Source organism: Streptomyces sp. 378, assembly GCF_030124145.1.
GTDB lineage: Bacteria > Actinomycetota > Actinomycetes > Streptomycetales > Streptomycetaceae > Streptomyces.
The window spans coordinates 265,781-281,340 of sequence record NZ_JASKMS010000001.1; the positions used below are offsets into that span (position 1 = coordinate 265,781).

General features: G+C 72.4%; 14 protein-coding genes. 6 read left to right on the forward strand and 8 right to left on the reverse strand.

All coding sequences use genetic code 11. From position 1 onward, the window contains the following. The first annotated feature begins 42 nt into the window (after nucleotides 1–42). Entirely contained in the window at nucleotides 43–948 is a 906-nt protein-coding gene (locus QNO09_RS01225; RefSeq protein WP_283968107.1) for an ABC transporter ATP-binding protein, read from the forward strand. After that, a complete protein-coding gene (locus tag QNO09_RS01230; protein ID WP_283968108.1) occupies nucleotides 945–2,543 on the forward strand; it encodes an ABC transporter permease in 1,599 nt (532 codons plus the stop codon). The genes QNO09_RS01225 and QNO09_RS01230 overlap by 4 nt, the downstream gene beginning before the upstream one ends. Nucleotides 2,544–2,569: 26 nt before the next feature. Here QNO09_RS01230 and QNO09_RS01235 read toward each other — a convergent pair whose 3' ends face one another. The 8 genes from QNO09_RS01235 to QNO09_RS01270 form a co-directional block, all read right to left on the reverse strand. Next, nucleotides 2,570–3,790, reverse strand: coding sequence for a cytochrome P450 (locus tag QNO09_RS01235; RefSeq protein ID WP_283968109.1), 1,221 nt, complete (start codon nucleotides 3,788–3,790; stop codon nucleotides 2,570–2,572). A gap of 53 nt (nucleotides 3,791–3,843) precedes the next feature. Continuing rightward, complete coding sequence (locus QNO09_RS01240) at nucleotides 3,844–4,509, reverse strand: response regulator (protein ID WP_283968110.1); 666 nt, start codon at nucleotides 4,507–4,509, stop codon at nucleotides 3,844–3,846. Next, nucleotides 4,506–5,852: a sensor histidine kinase gene (locus tag QNO09_RS01245; RefSeq protein WP_283968111.1), complete on the reverse strand. Its 1,347-nt coding sequence runs from the start codon at nucleotides 5,850–5,852 to the stop codon at nucleotides 4,506–4,508. Before QNO09_RS01245 ends, QNO09_RS01240 begins: the two co-directional genes overlap by 4 nt. A gap of 267 nt (nucleotides 5,853–6,119) precedes the next feature. Next, entirely contained in the window at nucleotides 6,120–6,803 is a 684-nt protein-coding gene (locus tag QNO09_RS01250) for a response regulator (protein ID WP_283968112.1), read from the reverse strand. Continuing rightward, nucleotides 6,800–8,179 (reverse strand): sensor histidine kinase, encoded by a 1,380-nt coding sequence (locus QNO09_RS01255; protein ID WP_283968113.1) that lies wholly within the window; start codon nucleotides 8,177–8,179, stop codon nucleotides 6,800–6,802. The genes QNO09_RS01250 and QNO09_RS01255 overlap by 4 nt, the downstream gene beginning before the upstream one ends. Next, complete coding sequence (locus QNO09_RS01260) at nucleotides 8,172–9,560, reverse strand: acyltransferase family protein (protein WP_283968114.1); 1,389 nt, start codon at nucleotides 9,558–9,560, stop codon at nucleotides 8,172–8,174. Before QNO09_RS01260 ends, QNO09_RS01255 begins: the two co-directional genes overlap by 8 nt. Beyond that, nucleotides 9,553–10,536: an alpha/beta hydrolase gene (locus tag QNO09_RS01265; RefSeq protein ID WP_283968115.1), complete on the reverse strand. Its 984-nt coding sequence runs from the start codon at nucleotides 10,534–10,536 to the stop codon at nucleotides 9,553–9,555. The genes QNO09_RS01260 and QNO09_RS01265 overlap by 8 nt, the downstream gene beginning before the upstream one ends. Before the next feature lie 408 nt (nucleotides 10,537–10,944). Beyond that, complete coding sequence (locus QNO09_RS01270) at nucleotides 10,945–11,811, reverse strand: alpha/beta hydrolase (protein WP_283968116.1); 867 nt, start codon at nucleotides 11,809–11,811, stop codon at nucleotides 10,945–10,947. A gap of 281 nt (nucleotides 11,812–12,092) precedes the next feature. Between QNO09_RS01270 and QNO09_RS01275 the strand changes: the two genes are divergently transcribed. The 4 genes from QNO09_RS01275 to QNO09_RS01290 are packed head-to-tail and all read left to right on the forward strand — an operon-like array spanning nucleotide 12,093 to nucleotide 15,559. Next, nucleotides 12,093–13,103 (forward strand): Bug family tripartite tricarboxylate transporter substrate binding protein, encoded by a 1,011-nt coding sequence (locus QNO09_RS01275; RefSeq protein WP_283968117.1) that lies wholly within the window; start codon nucleotides 12,093–12,095, stop codon nucleotides 13,101–13,103. Then, entirely contained in the window at nucleotides 13,100–13,633 is a 534-nt protein-coding gene (locus tag QNO09_RS01280; protein ID WP_283968118.1) for a tripartite tricarboxylate transporter TctB family protein, read from the forward strand. The genes QNO09_RS01275 and QNO09_RS01280 overlap by 4 nt, the downstream gene beginning before the upstream one ends. A gap of 10 nt (nucleotides 13,634–13,643) precedes the next feature. Next, nucleotides 13,644–15,146, forward strand: coding sequence for a tripartite tricarboxylate transporter permease (locus QNO09_RS01285; RefSeq protein WP_283968119.1), 1,503 nt, complete (start codon nucleotides 13,644–13,646; stop codon nucleotides 15,144–15,146). Nucleotides 15,147–15,163: 17 nt separating this feature from the next. Next, nucleotides 15,164–15,559 (forward strand): universal stress protein, encoded by a 396-nt coding sequence (locus tag QNO09_RS01290; protein WP_283968120.1) that lies wholly within the window; start codon nucleotides 15,164–15,166, stop codon nucleotides 15,557–15,559. The last annotated feature ends 1 nt before the right edge of the window (nucleotide 15,560 follow it).

Sequence of the window (15,560 nt, forward strand, 5' to 3'; positions counted from 1 at the left end):
TCTTATCTTCACAAATTCCTGAAGGAACTGTACGTTCTGAACATGACGAAGGCCATCGCCGTCTCCGGACTGCACAAGTCCTTCGGGCGGACGCGCGCTCTCGACGGGCTCGATCTGGAGGTCGCCACCGGCGAGGTCCACGGCTTCCTCGGCCCCAACGGCGCCGGCAAGTCCACCACCATCCGGGTCCTGCTCGGCCTGCTGCGCGCCGACTCGGGCGCCGCGCGGGTGCTCGGCCGTGATCCCTGGACGGACGCGGTGGAGGCGCACCGCCGGATCGCCTACGTCCCCGGGGACGTGACGCTGTGGCGCAACCTCTCCGGCGGCGAGGTCATCGACCTCTACGGCCGGCTGCGCGGAGGACTCGACGCCAGGCGCCGGGCGGAACTGGTCGAGCGCTTCGAACTCGACCCCACCAAAAAGGGCCGTACGTACTCCAAGGGCAACCGGCAGAAGGTCGCCCTGGTGGCCGCGTTCGCCTCGGATGTCGACCTGCTGATCCTGGACGAGCCGACCTCGGGTCTGGACCCGCTGATGGAGGGCGTCTTCCGGCGCTGCGTCGAGGAGGAGCGCGACCGGGGCCGTACGGTCCTGCTCTCCTCCCACATCCTCAGCGAGGTCGAGGAGCTGTGCGACCGGGTGAGCATCATCCGCAAGGGCCGTACGGTCGAGAGCGGTTCGCTCGCGGACCTGCGCCACCTGACCCGCACCAGTGTCGTCGCCGAGCTGGCGGGCCCGCCGGGCGGCTTGGCGGAACTGCCCGGCGTGCACGACCTCGACGTGCGGGGGCACCGCGTCCGCCTCCAGGTCGACACCGACCGGCTGGACGGTGTCCTGCGGTCGCTGACCGAGTCGGGGGTGCGGTCGCTGACGTCGACCCCGCCGACGCTGGAGGAACTGTTCCTGCGGCACTACCAGGACGAGACGGCCGAGGCGGCGGTCCGATGACGGCCTCCGCGGTGCGGCCCGGCAGCGCACGCCAACTGGCCGGTACCGGAACGCTGTTGCGGTTCGCGCTGCGCCGTGACCGGCTGATGATCCCGGTCTGGGTCGCGGTGAACGCGCTGATGGTCCTCTCCATGCCGGGCACGCTGGAGGGCCTGTACGGCACCCCCGCCGAACGCGCCGACCTGATCCGGCAGGTGGACACCAACTCCTCGCTGCGCGCGATGGTCGGACCCGTCTTCGGTGACTCCCTGGGCGCGCTGACCGCCTGGCGGGCCGGTGTATACGCCGGTGCCCTGGCGGCCGTGACGAGCCTGCTGGTCGTCGTACGGCACACCCGTGACGAGGAGGAGAGCGGCCGTCAGGAACTGGTGGCGTCCGGCATGGTGGGCCGCCGGGCCTCCCTGACGGCGGCCCTGCTGGCGGCGGCGGTCGCGAACGGGGCGCTGGCGCTGCTGCTGACGGCCGGCCTGTCGGGCCAGGGCATCACCGGGGCTCTGGCTCTCGGGCTCGGCATCGCCGCGGTCGGCATGGTCTTCGCCACGATGGCGGCGATCGTCGCGCAGCTGACGGAGAGCGCGCGGCCGGCCCGCGGTCTGACGGCGGCGGTGCTGGGCATCGCGTTCGTGCTGCGCGCGGCGGGCGACTCGGTGACGCGCGACGGCTCGTCGGCGCTGACGTGGCTGTCGCCGCTGGGGTGGCTGGAGAACCTGCGGCCCTACGCGTCCGAGCGCTGGTGGGTGCTGGGGCTGCTCGCAGGGGCGGCGGCGCTCCAGGGCGTGGTGGCCTACGCTCTGGCCGGCCGCCGGGACCTCGGCATGAGCTTCCTGCCGACGCGGCCGGGCCCGGCATCCGGCCGCCTGGGCAGCGCGGGGGCCCTGGCCTGGCGGTTGCAGCGGGGCGGCGTGCTGGGCTGGAGCATCGGCTTCTTCCTGGCCGGGGTCGTCTACGGCGGCCTGGCCGAGGGTGCGGCCGACCTGGTCGGCGACAACGACAACGCCCGGCGGATCTTCGAGCGGATGGGCGGACAGTCCGGCCTCGAGAACACGTTCCTGGCGTCCATGGTCGGCATGCTGGGCCTGGTCGCGGCGCTGTACGTCGTGGCGTCGGTGCTGCGCCTGCACGGCGAGGAGATCTCGGGCCGGGCGGAACCGGTACTGGCGAACGCGGTCGGGCGGCTGAGCTGGGCCGCCGGGCACCTGGTGATCGCCTTCGGCGGCGCCGCCCTGATCATGCTCCTGGCCGGAGGGGGCCTCGCCGTCGGCTACGGCAAGGAGGCCGGCCCCCTCATGGGCGCGTGCCTGGTGCAGCTTCCCGCGGTGTGGGTGATCGGCGGGCTGGCGGTGCTGCTGTACGGGGTCCTGCCCCGGGCGGCCATGGCGGCGTGGGGCGTCGCCGGGGCGGTGCTGCTGATCGGCTGGATCGGACCCGCCCTGGACGTGCCGCAGGCGGTGCTGCACCTCTCCCCGTTCGGGCACCTGCCGAAGCTGCCGGGCGGCTCCATGGAGTGGGAGCCGGTGGCGGCGTTGACCGGGCTGACGGTGGCGCTGGTGGCCGGGGGCCTGGCGGGGCTGCGGAGGAGGGACATGACCATGTGAGCAGTCGACGTCCCCCCTGGCGGTGATCACCCCACCTCGACGGCCAGTCCCTCCAGCCCCCTGATCACGAAGTTCGGCTTCCGCTCCGGCTCGGCGGCGAGCCGGAGCGTCGGCGCCCTTTCCAGCAGCGCCCCCATCGAGGCCGCCAGTTCGATACGGGCCAGGGGGGCGCCGATGCAGTAGTGGATGCCGGCGCTGAAGGAGATGTGGGGGTTGTCCGCCCGGGTCAGGTCGAGGGCGGACGGGTCCGGGAACACCGAGTCGTCGTGGTTGGCGGAGCCGAAGAGCATGGCGATCTCCGCGCCCCGGGGGATCGTCGTGCCGGCGATCTCGATGTCGTCCAGGACCCAGCGTTCGAAGAGCTGGAGCGGGGTGTCGTAGCGCATCAGCTCCTCGATCGCGGAGGGGATCAGCGTGTGGTCCGCGCGCAGCTGTTCGAGCTGGGAGGGATTGCGGAACAGGGCGTACCAGCCGTTGACCGTGGCATTCACCGTGGCCTCGTGGCCGGCGTTGAGCAGCAGGACGCAGGTGGAGATCATCTCCTGCTCGGTGAGGCGGTCGCCCTCGTCGTGGGCCTCGATGAGACCCGAGACGAGATCCTCGCCCGGCTCCTTGCGGCGGGCCGCGATCAGCTCGCGCAGGTAGTCGGAGAACTCCACCGACGCCCGGACCGCCCTCGCCGCCGTGTCCTCGGACGGGTTCAGCTCGTACATCCCGCAGATGTCCGCCGACCAGGGGCGCAGCGGAGCCCGGTCGGACTCCGGGATGCCGAGCATCTCGGCGATCACCGCGACGGGCAGGGGCTCGGCGACGTCCTTCAGCAGGTCGCCGCCACCCGCCTCGACCAGCGCGGAGGCCAGATCGTCGGCCAGGCCCCGCACATACGGCTTCAGCCGCTCCACCGTGCGCGGTGTGAACGCCTTCGACACCAGGCGGCGGATCCGGGTGTGGTCCGGCGGCTCCAAATCGAGCATCCCGTGGTCGTTGAGCGTGTGGAACGGCTCGTGCTCCGACGGGGGCGCGGCGCGGCCGAACTCCTCGTGTGTGAACCGGTGCTGGTACGTCCGGCCGAGGCGCCGGTCACGCAGCAGTGCCGAGACGTCCGCGTGGTGCGGGACGAGCCACTGGTTCGTGGGCTCGAACCAGTGCACGCGGCCCCGGGCACGCAGTTCGGCGTAGGCGGGGTACGGGTCGGCGAGGAACGCCGGGTCCCACGGGTCGAACCCGAGGTCGAAAGCAGCTGCCATGAAGGGACGCTAGCCCGGCAGCCCCCGCTCTGACCAGGGGTGGCGCCCGCTCGTCACCCCGGCGTCACCAACCGCGCCTCGTAGGCGAACACCGCCGCCTGGGTCCGGTCCCTCAGACCCAGCTTCACCAGGATCCGGCTGACATGCGTCTTGATCGTCGACTCGGCGACCACCAGCCGCTGCGCGATCTCCGAGTTCGACAGGCCCTGCGCGATGAGGACCAGCACCTCCGTCTCCCGGTCGGTGAGGTCCCCGTACGCCGCCTGCGCGGACGGCATCAGGCGCGGGGTCGCGGACAGCTTGGAGAACTCGGTGATCAGCCGTCTGGTCACCGACGGAGCCAGCAGGGCCTCCCCGGAGGCCACCACGCGCACTCCGTCGGCGAGCTGACGGGCCGAGGCGTCCTTGAGGAGGAATCCGGAGGCACCCGCGCGCAGCGCCTGGTACACGTACTCGTCGAGATCGAAGGTGGTCAGCACCAGCACCTTCGCCGCGCCGTCGGCGGCGACGATCTCGCGCGTCGCCTCGATGCCGTTCAGCTCGGGCATGCGGATGTCCATCAGCACCACGTCCGGAGCGAGCTCGCGGACCTTGGTGACGGCCTCCCGGCCGTTCACCGCCTCGCCGACGACCTCGATGTCCGGCATCGCGTTCAGCAGGACCGAGAAACCTTCGCGCACCATCATCTGGTCGTCCGCGATCAGGACCCGGATGGTCATGCGTCGTCCTCGTCCGGCAGGGTGACCGGCAGGAACACCGTCACCTCATACCCTCCGTCGTCGGTGCCGCCCGCCGTCATCTCGCCGTTCAGCATCGACACCCGCTCCCGCATGCCCGTGATGCCGTGCCCGGCGCCGGGCGAGGGCTTGATCAGGCTCGGGTTGGGCGGCGGGCCGTTGACTATGCGCAGGCCCAGGCCGCCGAGAACGTACCCGATCTCGACGCGGGCCGTCGCGCCCGGCGCGTGCCGCAGGGAGTTGCTCAGCGCCTCCTGCACGATGCGGTACGCCGACAGCTCCACGCCCTGCGGCAGTTCCCGCACCGCCCCGGTCACCGCCTTGTCCACCGTCAGCCCGGCCTCCCGCACGTTGGCCAGCAGTCCGTCCAGGTCGGCGAGCGTGGGCTGCGGGGCGTCCGGGGCCTCGTAGTCCTCGGCGCGCACGACGCCCAGCACGCGGCGCAGTTCGGTCAGGGCCGCCACCGCGTTCTCCCGGATCGTGGCGAACGCCTTCTCCAGCTCCGGCGGCGGGTTGTCCACCCGGTAGGGCGCGGCCTCCGCCTGGATGGCGACGACCGACATGTGGTGCGCGACGACGTCGTGCAACTCGCGGGCGATGGTGGTGCGCTCCTCCAGCAGGGTGCGGCGGGAGCGCTCGTGCGCGGTGACCGTCAGCTGGGCGGTGACCTCCTGCTCGGCGTGGCGCCGGACGTGCCAGACGGTGACGCAGAGCAGGATCATGGCCGACAGGACCAGCATGGGGCCGGAGTTGGTGCCGTACATGTCGTTCGGACCAGTGCCGGTGTCGGCGACGAGGGCGTACAGCGCGGTCAGCGCCCACATCCACCCCGCCGTGCGCGGCCTGGTGCGTATCGCCACGACCGTCAGCACCGTGAGATGGCAGGCGAAGCTGCCGGCCTGCCACGGCCATTGGCCCCAGCCGCTGCCGAACATGCCGGTGATCGGGGTGGCGGCCATCGACAGCCAGAACGCCCCCACCGGCCGGGTCATGGTCATCAGCACCGGGAGCACGGTCAGCGGCACCATCAGCGGCGCCAGGCCGCCGGTGTCGACGCTGGCGCTGGACAGCAGCAGGGTGATCAGAGCGGCCAGGATGATCAAGGCGTGCGGCGCCCACGCCGCGTACTCCCGCGGCCTGGCCGGCAGCCGCCGGAGGAACCGCCCGCTCGTGCTCCTGCGGGCCAGCGGCCGGTAGGCGAAGGCGTCATGGAAGAGGTCCTGGCGCAGGCCGCGCAGGGAGTCCACGGCCACCCGGTACTCCGGGCTGCGCGGCTTGGCCCCGGCCCCCGGCGGCGGGGTCTGCATGTGAGTCGTCTCGGTCACGTACAGAACGGTAGGCGCACCCCGGGGTCGCGGTCGTCCCCAGTGAGAGGGGTCATAGGGCGTCCCTCTCAGGTACTACGGGGGGGACCGGGGAGGATCGGCCGCTACGGAGGTGACCGGGGAGGATCGGCTCCTACGGGGGTGACAGGGGAGGATCGGCCGCGCGTGGACCGGATGGTGCGCGGCTGCACCCCGGCTCCCGGCGCTACGGAGGTGATCGGGAAGGATCGGCTACCACGGAGGTGACCGGGAGGATCGGCACCGCTCTCAGTACCCCGACGGTCGCACCAGCCCCGACTCGTAGGCGAACACCGCGGCCTGCGTCCGGTCCCGGAGGCCCAGCTTCACCAGGATCCGGCCGACGTGGGTCTTCACCGTCTGCTCGGCCACGAACAGGTGCCGGGAGATCTCCGCGTTCGACAGGCCCTGCGCGATCAGCGCGAGCACCTCCGTCTCCCGCTCGGTGAGGTCGCCGACGCGTTCCTTGAGCGGGACGCGGGGTCTGCCGTCCAGCCGGGAGAACTCGGCGATGAGCTTGCGCGTGATGACCGGTGCGAGCAGCGCGTCCCCGGCCGCGACCACCCGGACCGCCTCGGCGAGCTGCTCCGACGACGCGTCCTTCAGCAGGAACCCGGAGGCCCCGGCGCGCAGCGCGTCGTACACGTACTCGTCGAGGTCGAACGTGGTGAGCACCAGCACCCTGATGTCCGGGTACGCGCTGGTGATGCGCTCGGTGGCCTCGATGCCGCCGATGCCGGGCATGCGGATGTCCATGAGGACGACGTCCGGGGCGGTCTCGGCGGCCTTCGCGACACCGCCCTCTCCGTCCTTCGCGTCGCCGACGACCTCTATGTCGGGCTGGGTGCCGAGCAGCACGGTGAAGCCCTGCCGGACCATCGCCTGGTCGTCGACGATGAGGACCCGGATGGGGTCGCCGGTGCCGCTCGTCATGAGATCCCTTTCCTGGGGGCCGTGATGGGGTCGGTGCCCGGGGCGTCGGCGGGCGGGATGTCGGGGAGGAACGCGGTGACCTTGAAGCCGTCCCAGTGCCACGGGTGCGCCGTCATGGTGCCACCGAGCATCGCGACCCGCTCCCGCATGCCGAGCAGTCCGTGCCCCGCCCCCGTGGACGGCGGCGCGGGCCCGGTCGGACGGCCGTTGACGACCTCCACCTCCAGGCCGTCCGGCTCGTAGGTGAGACGGACCGTGATCCTCGCGCCAGGCGCGTGCCGCAGGGCGTTGCTCAGCGCCTCCTGCACGATCCGGTACGCCGACAGTTCCACGCCGGGCGGCAGCGGGCGCCGCTCGCCGTTGATCTCGGTGAGGACCTCGCGGCCGACGGCCCGGGTGTTCTCCACCAGGGCGTCCAGCCGGTCGAGGTCGGGCTGCGGGGCGTGCGGAACGGCGTCGCCGCCCGGCCCGGCGGACGGCACCCCGGGCCCGGGGTGCTCCGAGCGCAGTACGCCCAGCACCCGGCGCAGCTCGGTCAGCGCCTCCAGCGCGTTCTGCCGGATGCCCGCGAGGTTCTCCCTGAGCTCGTCGGGCGGGTTCTCGACGAGGTGCGGAGCGACCTGCGCCTGGATGGAGATGACCGACATGTGGTGGGCCACCACGTCGTGCAGCTCCCGGGCGATGCGGCTGCGCTCCTCCAGCAGGGTGCGCCGGGTGCGCTCCTCGGCGGTGAGCGTGGTCTGCTCGACGAGTTGCGCCCGGGCCTCGCGACGGCCGCGCAGGGCGGTGCCGAGCACCACGACGACGGCGAACAGGGTGACCGCGAGCACCCCGGTGGGCTGATAGCCGCCCGCGCCCAGCAGCCCTTGGACGACGTAGGTGGGGAGCACGGTCAGCGCGAGCGCCTCGACGGACACCCGGGTGCGCACCCGCAGGGCGAGCAGCAGCAACACCGCCATGTGCCCGATGATCCCCGCCGATGTCCAGGGCCAGGTGAAGTCGGGGGCGCCACCGGCCAGCAGCTGGCGGCGCACCTCGAGGGCGCCCAGCACCATGGCCGCCGTCGACAGCCACCACGCCGAGATGGGCCGCCACAGCGCGAGCACCATTGCACCGCCCTGCGCCAGCCCGAGCGGGAAGGCGATCTGCGGACCCACCCCGCCGTTGTCGACGAGCTGCCCCACCGCGCCGAAGGTGACGCCGAACGCGGCCAGGCACACCAGCCCGTGCGGCAGCCAGCGCAGCCAGGTGGAGGGCGGCAGCGGGTCCGCGCGGGCAGTCCACAGGTCCTGGCGCAGCACCCGCAGCCAGCCCCTGACCCGCGCTCGCAGCGCGCGGCCCACCCCCGTGTCCGTCACGCGGCCCAGCCTAGACATGGCGCGCCTTCGACGCTGTCCCCCGGCCGGGCGGACGGTGCGCCCGCACCACCCGCGACCGGCGGCCCAGGTCGGCACCGCTCTGCTCGATGGAACGGAAGGCGGCCCCGCAGACGGCGAGGGCCAGGGCGAACACGGGCAGCCACAGGAGCCGGGCCCCGACCCAGCCGAGACCGTCGGGCACCGTGTGCAGACCGGGGAGCCGGCCCACGAGGAGGCCGGTGGCCGTCGTGGCCATCAGGGCCGTCTGGTGCCACAGGAAGACGGTCATCGCGGAGACGTTGACGAGGGCCACCGCCGCCCACGCCACGGGCCGGCGCATCGCGTGCCGCAGCCGCTCGCGCAGCAGCAGGGCGAGACCGCACTGGGCCAGCCCGAAGGTGACGACGGCCAGCGTCGGCGGGTCCAGGTTGGACATGCCCTCCCCCGGGACGCCGACCATCGACGCCGGATAGCCCGCCCACGCGACGAGCCCCGCGGTCGCCGCCGCACCGCCGGCGAGCAGCACCCAGCCGGCGCGGCGGTGCTCCAGCTCGCCCCGGGTCCAGGCCGCGCCCAGCGTGTAGGGCACCAGCCAGCCCGCCGCCACGTTCACCCAGCCCAGCCAGGAGGGGCCGCCGAGGCCGAAGCGCAGCAGGTCCACGTGCAGGACGACGGCCAGCGGCCAGAGCGGGTTCAGCCGGGTCAGCAGCGGGGTCGCCGCCGTCAGGGCCGCGAACACCACGAGGAACCACAGCGGGGACAGGGCCAGTTTCACGAGCGTCCGCACCGTCATGAACTCCGCGCCCGACAGCAGCAGCGCGAGCGCGGCGACCGTCCACAGGCCGAGGACGGCGGCGACCGGTAGGAACAGCCGGGACAGCCGGGCCGCCAGCCAGCGGTGGTACGGGACGCCCCGGGTCCGGGCCGAGGCATGGCTGCGCGTCGCCACATGGCCACCGACCAGGAAGAACACCGCGAGCGTCTGGAACAGCCACGAGACGGGCGTCAGCCAGGGCATGTGCTGGAGAGGGCTGGCCGTGCGCAGCGTGCCGCTGTCGGCGACGAGTGCCGTGACCAGCCAGTGCCCGAGGACGACACCGAGGACGGCGGCGGCACGCAGGGCGTCCACGGCCCGGTCGCGGCCGGGCGGGGTGGCAGAGCCTATGCGGTCGGCACCACGGTCGGCACCATGGCGCAGGCCTGCGCGGAGTTCGCGCAGGCTGATGCCGCGAAGGCCGGCAACACGAGGGCCGATGCCGCGGGGGCCGGCGCCACGCGGGCCGGCGCCAGGCGGGCCACTGCCGCTCAGCTCTCTGCCACTCAGCTCCCTGCCGCTCACCTCACCGCCGATCGCCTCACCTCCGCTCACCTCACCGCCACGTACGCCGATGTCAGTCATGAGTCACCGCCTTGGTCTCGCCCAGGACGATCCGGGTCAGGTTGGTCAGGGAGGTCGAGCCGGGCCTGAAGTAGTCGCTGTGACCGCCGTCGCCTGCCGCGAAGACCCGGGCGCCGAAAGCCGGGGAGACGGGGTCGGTTCCGAAGCCGACGGTGGTGCCGAACAGGGATGCGCTGACGTGCGGGATGTTCTCCACCCAGTCCTCGCCGCCCCGGGCCGCCCAGACGCGGGCGCGGGTGCGCAGGCCGGTGGCGGAGGCCGCGCCGGTGCCGGGGCTGCCGACCAGCGCGATGTCGTCGACGGCGAGCCCGGCGGCGGCCCGGCCGCAGACGACCGAGCCGTACGAATGGCACAGCAACGAGATACGCGGTCCGCCGCCGGTCATGGAACGCAGGTCGGCCACCAGGGCCCGCAGCCGCGGGGCCGCCTGCTCCGCCCGGCCGGTCGTCGTGACCGTCGCGCTGACCGTGCCCGGCGTCTCGTAGCCCAGCCAGGCCACGACCGCCGTGCGCGTGCCCCCGGGGGCCTGCCGCACGAGCTGCCCGTACAGGGCGGCGGCGGCCGCGTGGAACCGGCCGTAGGTGTCGAGGCTCGTGTCGGAGCCGGGGACCAGGACGGCGATGCGGTCGGCGCGGGCGAGGTCGCCCAGGACCTCCGTCACCCGGCCTGAGCCGCGGCCGTCGAACGCGAGGAGGTGCCGGGCCGGTCCGGCCAGGGAACGGTCTCTCGCGGCACGGCCCCGGTCATGGTGAGCGGCGGCCATGCGGGCCGCCTCGGCGGCGTTGGCACGGTTGGCCGCGTACGCCTCGTCGAGCGTCGAGGCGCTGAGAGGAGCGAGGGAGGCGGGTGGCGGTGCGGGAATCTCGGGTCGCACCGCCCCGGAAAGAGGGACAACCACCGCACCCGTGACGAGGACGGCGAGCGCGGCCCGGCGCCACCGCCCGACGCGACGGCGGTACCTCGATGCGAACCCCACGGTCGTCCCCCTCCACCGCACCCGGCCATCGGGTCCGTGTGGAAGGGAAATTACGGAGCCGCCCTCGTCGTCCGCGTCCCGCCGCAGGACTCACCTGCGGCCTAGCTCTCAGGTACTACGGGTACGACCGGGGACCGCCCTACGGGTACGGCTGGCAACCGCCCTACGAGTACTCCCCGCGAACGCCCTCGGCGACGGGCCTACGGGCACCGCCCCACGAGCGCCCCACGGGTACGCCCCGCGAAGCTGCACCGGGTACGCCACGACGGCGACCCACACCACCGACACCGCCGACACCGCCCACACCACCAACACGGCCGATCCCGCCAACACCGCCGACACCGCACACACCGCCGACACGGCTACCGCAGCCACCACCGCCACTGCCACCGCCACCAACACGACCCCTCACCAAGCCAGTTGGGCGATCTCCTCCACCACCACCGCGCACGCGTCCGCCGCCGGGTCGATGAGCGGGAAGTGCCCCACGTCCTCCAGCAGCGTCACCCCCACCATCTCCCCGGCCTTGGCCGCCGCCTCCGCGTACGACTCGGCGACCGCCTGCGGCACGTCGAGGTCCGTGCGGCCCTGGACGAGGATCGTGGCGACACCCGTGGGCAGCAGCAGTGCCGGGTCCGCGTACGGCTGCCGCTCGGCGAAGTGCTCGTCCCCGCCCAGGAGTTGCCGTACGGCACCCCCGCACACGTCCAGCTTGTCGGCGATCGCGAGGTCCGCGATCGGGGCGAGGGCGACCACGCCGCGCAGGGCCGCCGCGTTGTCGTCGCGCCAGGGCGAGCCGCCGGGCAGGACGTGCCGGGCCGCGCCCCAGAGTGCGAGATGCCCGCCCGCCGAGTGACCGGTGAGGACCGTACGGCGCGGGTCGGCCCCCGGCAGCAACTCCCGTACCAGGCGGGGGAGGGCGTCCAGCGCGGCCGCGACGTCGTCGAAGGTGTCGGGCCAGCGGCCGGCGACGGAGTCGTCGTCACCACCGCGCCGGTACTCGGCACTGGCCACGGCGAACCCGCGACGGGCGAGGAAGGCCGCGAACGGGCTGATGTGACGCCGGTCGTACGGTGCCCGCCAGGCACCGCCGTGCAGCACGAGGACGACCGGGGCGGGCCCGCCGGGGCCGCCCTGCCCGCGCGGGGCGTAGAAGTCGATCACCTGGTCGGAGTGGTCGCCGTAGGCGGCGGTGGCGTCGGGGGCGACGGGCGCGTGGGAGAACACCGACTTCTCCTCGGCGGCGGCCCGTGCTGCTGCGACGTCGTCCGTCATGCTCCACCCTCTCAGCGCTTGAACGTCTATGGCGGACCAGGTGGGGGGGGTCGGCCATTGGCCGGGACGGTATCAGTGCGCGCGACATGCGCGGACACGGGGATGTCACGCTGGGTGACCCTCGACGGAGGGCGGCACGAACGACAGCCGCGTGACGTCATGACACCCGTGACGTCGGGACCACAATGAACTCAATCTTCAATGGTCACACAACCGAGACAGGATATCTCAGGAATCGCACACTCATGGCTCCGGATCGGCCCAAGCGAAAGAGATGAGCCATGAGAACGCGACGAGCCGCACTTGTCGGAGCTCTTGCTGCCGTATCCATGATCGCGGTCAGCGCCTGCGGCGCCACCGCCGACAAAGAGGAGTCCGGGAGCGGAGGCGGGGCCTCGAAGCCTGTGACCGGCCTCCGCTTCATGGTCCCCAACACCCCTGGCAGCGGGTACGACCTCACCGCCCGCACCGTCTCCCAGGTGATGCAGGACACCAAGGTCGCCTCCGGTGTCCAGGTGTTCAACCTGCCCGGCGCCAGCGGCACGGTCGGCCTGCAGCGCCTGGTGAACGAGAAGGGCAACGGCAAGATGGCCATGCAGATGGGCCTCGGTGTCGTCGGAGCCTCGTACACCCAGAAGTCCAAGGTGACGCTCACCGACACCACACCGCTCGCCAGGCTGATCGAGGAGGCCGGCGCGATCGTCGTGCCGAAGGACTCCCCGTACAAGACGATCGACGACCTCGTCACCGCTTGGAAGAAGAACCCCAAGAAGCTCGCGGTGGGCGGCGGCTCCTCGCCGGGCGGCCCCGACCACCTGCTCCCGATGCAGCTGGCCAAGGCGGTCGGCATCAAGCCGGCCGACGTCAACTACGTCTCGTACGACGGCGGTGGCGAGCTGCTTCCGGCCCTTCTCGGCAACAAGATCGCCTTCGGGGCGAGCGGCTTCGGTGAGTTCCTCGACCAGGTCGAGGCGGGCCAGGTGCGGGTGCTCGCGGTCAGCAGCGAGAAGCCGGTCGACGCGCTGAAGGACGCGCCCACCCTCAAGGACTCCGGCATCGACCTGGTCTTCACCAACTGGCGTGGCATCGTCGCTCCTCCGGGCATCACCGACGAGCAGAAGCAGACCTGGGTCGACGCGCTGACCAAGATGCACGAATCCGACGAGTGGAAGACGCAGCTGGAGAAGAACGGCTGGGTCGACGCGTTCCAGACCGGTGACGAGTTCGGCAGCTACCTGACCGAGCAGGACAAGGCGGTCGCCGACCTGCTGGCAGAGCTCGGGCTGGCATGAGCTCCCAGGCAGAGGAACGGACCGCGGAGGACTCCCGTCCCCGGGAGGGCGGGGACCGCGCACAGTACGGCGTGTGCGCGTTCCTCGCCCTGCTGGGCGCCGCCGTGATCGTGGACGCCCTCGGCATCCCGCACGTCACCAGCGGCATCGACCCGGTCGGGCCGCGCGCGGTGCCCCTGATCCTGGGCGGCCTGCTCATCCTGCTCGCGGTGCTGTACGCCGTCGACGTGGCCCGGGGCGGCCGCGGTGAGCCGGAGGCCGGCGAGGACGTCGACCTGTCCCAGGGGAGCGACTGGCGCACCGTGCTGCTACTGATCGGCGTGTTCCTGGCGAACGCGCTGCTCATCGAGCGGCTCGGCTGGGTGATCAGCGGTGCCCTGCTGTTCTGGGGCACGGCGTTCGCCCTCGGCAACCGGCACTACATCCGCAACCTCCTGATCGCGGTGACGCTGTCCCTGACGACGTTCTACGCGTTCGCGATCGGCCTCGGCGTGAACCTCCCCGCCGGTGTCCTGCAAGGAATCCTGTGAGGCCTGGGCGATGGACAATCTGAACAACCTCATGCAGGGCTTCGCGGACGTCATGGCCCCGATGAACCTGCTGCTCGCCCTGACCGGCGTCGTCATCGGCACCGCGGTGGGCGTCCTGCCGGGCATCGGCCCGGCGATGACGGTGGCCCTGCTGCTGCCGGTGACGTACGGCATGGAGCCGGTGCAGGCGTTCATCATGTTCGCCGGCATCTTCTACGGCGGTATGTACGGCGGTTCGACGACGTCGATCCTGCTGAACACCCCCGGCGAGTCCTCGTCCGTGGTCACCGCGATCGAGGGCAACAGGATGGCGAAGGCGGGCCGGGCGGCCCAGGCCCTCGCCACGGCGGCGATCGGCTCCTTCGTGGCCGGCACGATCGGCACCCTGCTGCTGGTCCTGGTCACACCGTTCGTGGTGGACTTCGCGGTCAGCCTGGGCGCGCCCGACTACTTCGCGCTGATGCTGCTGGCGTTCATCGCGGTGACGTCCGTGCTGGGGTCCTCCCGCGTCAGAGGTTTCGTCTCCCTGGCGCTGGGCCTGACGATCGGCCTGGTCGGCATCGACTCGGTGTCCGGCCAGCAGCGCCTGACCCTGGGCGTCCCGCAGCTGGCCGACGGCATCGACGTCGTCGTGGTGGCGGTCGGCATCTTCGCCGTCGGCGAGGCGCTGTGGGTGGCCGCGCATCTGCGGCGCAAGCCGACCGAGGTGATCCCGGTCGGGCGCCCGTGGATGGGCAAGAAGGACTGGCGTCGGTCCTGGAAGCCCTGGCTGCGCGGCACGGCGTTCGGCTTCCCGTTCGGCGCGCTGCCGGCCGGAGGCGCCGAGATCCCGACCTTCCTGTCGTACGCCACGGAGAAGCGGCTGACCAAGCACCCCGAGGAATTCGGCAAGGGCGCCATCGAGGGCGTGGCGGGTCCGGAGGCGGCGAACAACGCGTCGGCGGCGGGCACGCTGGTCCCGATGCTGGCGATCGGCCTGCCCACGAACGCCACGGCGGCGGTCATGCTGGCGGCCTTCCAGTCGTACGGCATCCAGCCCGGCCCCCTCCTCTTCGAACGGGAGGCGAGCCTGGTGTGGGTCCTGATCGCGAGCCTGTTCATCGGCAACCTGCTGCTCCTCCTGCTGAACCTCCCGCTGGCCCCGGCCTGGGCGAAGCTGCTGCAGATCCCCCGCCCGTACCTCTACGCGGGCATCCTGTTCTTCGCCTCGATGGGCGCCTACGCCGTCAACGCCCAGCCCCTGGACCTGTTCCTCCTCCTCACCCTGGGCCTCCTCGGCTTCTGCATGCGCCGCTTCGGGCTGCCGATCCTGCCGCTGATCGTCGGCGTGATCCTGGGCCCCCGCGCGGAGCTGCAGGGCCGGCGCTCCCTCCAGCTCTCCGGCGGTGAGCTGTCGGGCCTGCTGGGCGGCCCGGTGTCGTACACCGTCTACGCGGCGATCGCGCTGGTCCTGGTGTGGCCGCTGGTCGGCCGGTTCGTCGTACGTCCCCTGCGCGCGCGTAGCGCCGCCTGAGACATCTGGAGATCGAGATGACCATCCTGGTCGGCTACGTCCCCTCGCCCGAGGGCCAGGCGGCTCTGCGCGCGGCGATCGACGAGGCCCGTCGGCGCGACGAGAAGCTGCTGGTGGTGAACACCACCCGGGGTGACGCGTATGTGGACCCGCGCTTCGCCCACGAGCCCGACCTGACCCACGTACGCGAGGATCTCGCGGCCCTGGGCGTCGACTTCGACATCCGCCAGGTCCTCGGGGCCCGTGACGCCGCCGAGGAGATCATCGACCTGGCGGAGCAGACGGACGCGTCCCTGGTCGTGATCGGGCTGCGGCGCCGCAGCGCGGTCGGCAAGCTGATCATGGGTTCGGCGGCCCAGCAGATCCTCCTGGGCGTGGGCTGCCCGGTCCTGGCCGTGAAGGCGGAGGGCTGAC